This is a genomic window from Armatimonas sp. (genome assembly GCF_043760365.1).
Classification (GTDB): Bacteria; Armatimonadota; Armatimonadia; order Armatimonadales; family Armatimonadaceae; genus Armatimonas.
This window is the reverse complement of the sequence record NZ_JAYUPA010000868.1, coordinates 1-3,084: the sequence shown is the minus strand read 5'-3', so window position 1 is coordinate 3,084 and position 3,084 is coordinate 1. Positions and strand designations below refer to the sequence as shown.

Below are 3,084 nucleotides of genomic sequence, written 5' to 3'. Positions count from 1 at the left end.
TCATGAGCTTGAACTGCACCGACGCGCCGAGTTCTTTGGCGAGCAGAAGCGCTTTTTCTAGCACGTGGCAGTTCACCGCGCACACGACGAAAACTAATTTCAGCTGCGTCCCCGCTGCGACCACGTCGCGTAGTAGCGCAATCAGAGTGTAAAAGTCAGCCTCGCTCCTGCCCGGATGAAACGCAACATAGGTCTCGGGGTCGGCGCAGGAGAAGTTGGCGAGAATCGTATTGAGCCCAAGTGCCAGAAATGCCTCGCGATCCCGTACCAGCGTGAGATTGGAGATCAGCGTCACTTTCAAGCCCGCCCGGCGTGCATCGGCAAAAACGTCCAAACACTCAGGATGCGCCAGCGGATCGCCACCGCCGGTGAAGATCACACGCTCGGTGCCGAGTGCGGCCAGCTCAGCGAAAAACGGTTTGAGCAGCGCCCGCCCAAGGCGCTTGCGTCGCCAGTCAGCCATGGGTAGCTCCTTGCGTAGCGGCGAGTAGCTCCAGCAGGTCAAGCAGCGCAGGTTACAGGCGTTGGTCAGTACGACACTCACACTCTGAGGCCCGAGAGTGGGCAACACGTTGAGGCGCGTCTCGTTGAGTCGCTCCCCTGAAATTCGCTCCCATGAACGGGAGCGTCTTATTGTCCTCGCAGGCTCCGACACAAAGGCCGCAAGCGGCCATAATTCGGTATGGGCGGAACGCCCTTCGTGTCGCGAAGCGACAACAAGACGCCCCGGTTCATCGGGGCGATCTTCTTCGGGGCGGTCTACTTCGCGACCCACTTTTCTCCGTCGAGCACAAAAGTCTGGGTGTAGTTCTGATCGTCGGCAGGCGCAACGCGACGCTCGACCGTGCCGTCTTTCTTAAAGGCCCAGGTCTCATCGAACTGCTTATTGTTGTTGGCATCAATCTTGGCGCGGTTCCAAGTGGTGTAGCCCTTATCTTTATCGCAGCGCAGCTCGATTACCACGCTGCCGTTCTTAACGCGCCATTTAGGGCCTTTCGCATCGGGTGTGCCTTTGTCGAGCGGCTCTTTCTGCATTTTCAGCACTTCCCGATCCACGTCAGAGAGCGTGTTACTTCCCCCTTCGCTCTCCGAAGGAGGAGGCACTTGAGTGCCGACGGAGGGAGAGACAGGTGCTTCTCGTGGCAAGGGTACACTGGCCTTATTTGCATTGGAGCGAATCAGCAGAAGCGCAACGGGCACGGCGATCAGCGCCAGACACCCTACTCCGCGCAGCTTCACAAACGAGTCATAGTTCATTATAAAACCCCTCTCCCCAGTCCCCACCCAAGTCGCGGAGCGACATTATGGCCGCAGGCCTGTCAGCCCCCGACCTTCACGTCGGGGGTGACGGTTCTGCCCTGCGGCGTCACCGTGACCGTGTAGCGTTTGCCTCTGTAGCTCACGCCCTGAATCTCGAGCTTCGTCCAGCCCTTCGGCAGCGCGACGGGCGCTTTGCTCATCTTATCCCAGTGCGTGAAATCTAGCCCCCCGAAGCCGTAGAGAATGGCTTGCAAGACGCCGCCGCAGCCCGTGGTGAAAACGCACCGATCCAGCGAGCGTTTCTCCGAAAAGAGCAGAAACGGGCCGCGTACAAACGGGCGGTAGCTGGCACGAAACTCCTCCTCCGCCTCCGTAGCACGGCCTAATCGAGCAGCAATGAGCGCGTGCACCGAGTCGGTCATTGCGGGGCCGTTTTTGATGGGACGCTTTTTATGAAAATCAAAGGTCTTGGCATCCGCCCCCGGGTACTGTGCGGGCCAGAGAAGCAGCTCACCATCGGCTTGCTTCGTTCCGGGTTTACCGTCGTCACCATCACAGCGCAGGATTACATCGTCGGCATTTTTCGGCATCGTGAGGGATTTGGCGACGCTGGCCCAGAGCGGGTTGGTCGGCTTTCCGAGCGTTTTAGCAGCTTCTGTCGCCGCGCTCAGGCAGTTGATCGCCATCGCATTCGTGTAGGCGTTGTTCGTCACCTTCATGTGCAGCTCATCCGGCCCCGTGAGTGGCCCCAGATCGTAGCCACCTTTTGCGTTTTTCTTGGCCTTGCTGGCAAAGTACTCCGCAATCCCCGAGAGCAGCGGCCAGCCACGCGACTCCAGCCACGGCTTGTCGCCCGTCGCGAGCCAGTACTGCCACGCCGCCCAGCCGACTCCTGCCGTCACGTGTCGTCCCTCGGAGAAGCCCCCCGGCGCGGTCTCATTGCCGCTACTGGCTGACTCCCACGGAAAGTCAATGCCCTTGCAGCCTTGCTTCGCCGCCTGCGCTTTTGCCTGCGCTAGATGGCGGAATCTATACTCCAGCATTGTCTTTGCCAGATCGGGGTGCTGCGCGAGAAGCGCCGGGAACATCCACACCTCAGCGTCCCAGAAGATATGGCCTTTGTAGAAATCGCCGGAGAGCGCCTCGGGCGCGACCGAGAAACTCCCGTTTGGCTGAACGGACTGGATCAGGTCGAACATCAGCTTATGAACCAACTGCTGCGCCTCAGGATCGCCCTCAATCACAATATCGCGCCCCTCCCAGCGTTTGGCCCAGGCATCCCGGCTTTTCTTTGCTTCTAAACCAAAGTCAGTCGAGTTCGCACCGGGAATAATTTTTTGATAGGGCTGCTTGTTCTCAACGATTTGAGTGCCCGCAAAAGTTGGATCGGCGGCGGAGACAAACGCCCCACTGGTGCGCTTGCCAGCCGTGGTTGTCAAAAGGCCCGTTTTCAGATTCAGCGACTGCTCGTAAGGCTCACCTGGCTTTGGCTCCGGCAGGCTGAGGTCGTTCCAGATAGCCTGTCTTTTCAGGTTCTCCTTTTCTTCGTAGCCTCCCACAATAAAAGCGACACTCTCTTTGCTTGCTCCACCCGTCACGCCAAACGTTGCGCCCAGAGTGCCATTGCTCAGATAAATCCCGTGGTTGCCGCGATTGGCTTTCGGGTCGGTGGTCTTGAGAATCCACGGGTCGAGGTCTTTGAAGGCTCCCGTGTCGGCGAGCGCGGCTTTGGTGACGAGCGTCGTCGGAGGCGCGGCCTCGTCGGATTTAGGGCAGCCGGTGAGAAACAGTACCGAGAGCGGCACAAGAGCCTGAAAGTAGTGT

2 protein-coding genes and 1 pseudogene are annotated in these 3,084 nt (G+C 59.1%); all 3 read right to left on the bottom strand.

Annotated elements, in window-relative coordinates; all coding sequences use genetic code 11:
• A partial coding sequence (locus ACH2EH_RS21560) for a radical SAM protein (RefSeq protein ID WP_395144970.1) occupies positions 1-775 on the bottom strand: 775 nt, incomplete at its 3' end.
• The gene (locus ACH2EH_RS21555) at positions 760-1,257 is read right to left on the bottom strand and encodes a hypothetical protein (protein ID WP_395144969.1); all 498 of its coding nucleotides are present in this window, start codon (positions 1,255-1,257) and stop codon (positions 760-762) included. The genes ACH2EH_RS21560 and ACH2EH_RS21555, both read right to left, overlap by 16 nt.
• Positions 1,258-1,319: 62 nt before the next feature.
• A pseudogene (locus ACH2EH_RS21550) lies at positions 1,320-3,084 on the bottom strand (hypothetical protein); the annotation flags it as partial.

Excerpts from the sequence above, each read along its gene's own strand:
- ACH2EH_RS21555 (WP_395144969.1), bottom strand. The coding sequence starts at position 1,257 with ATGAACTATGACTCGTTTGTGAAGCTGCGCGGAGTAGGGTGTCTGGCG.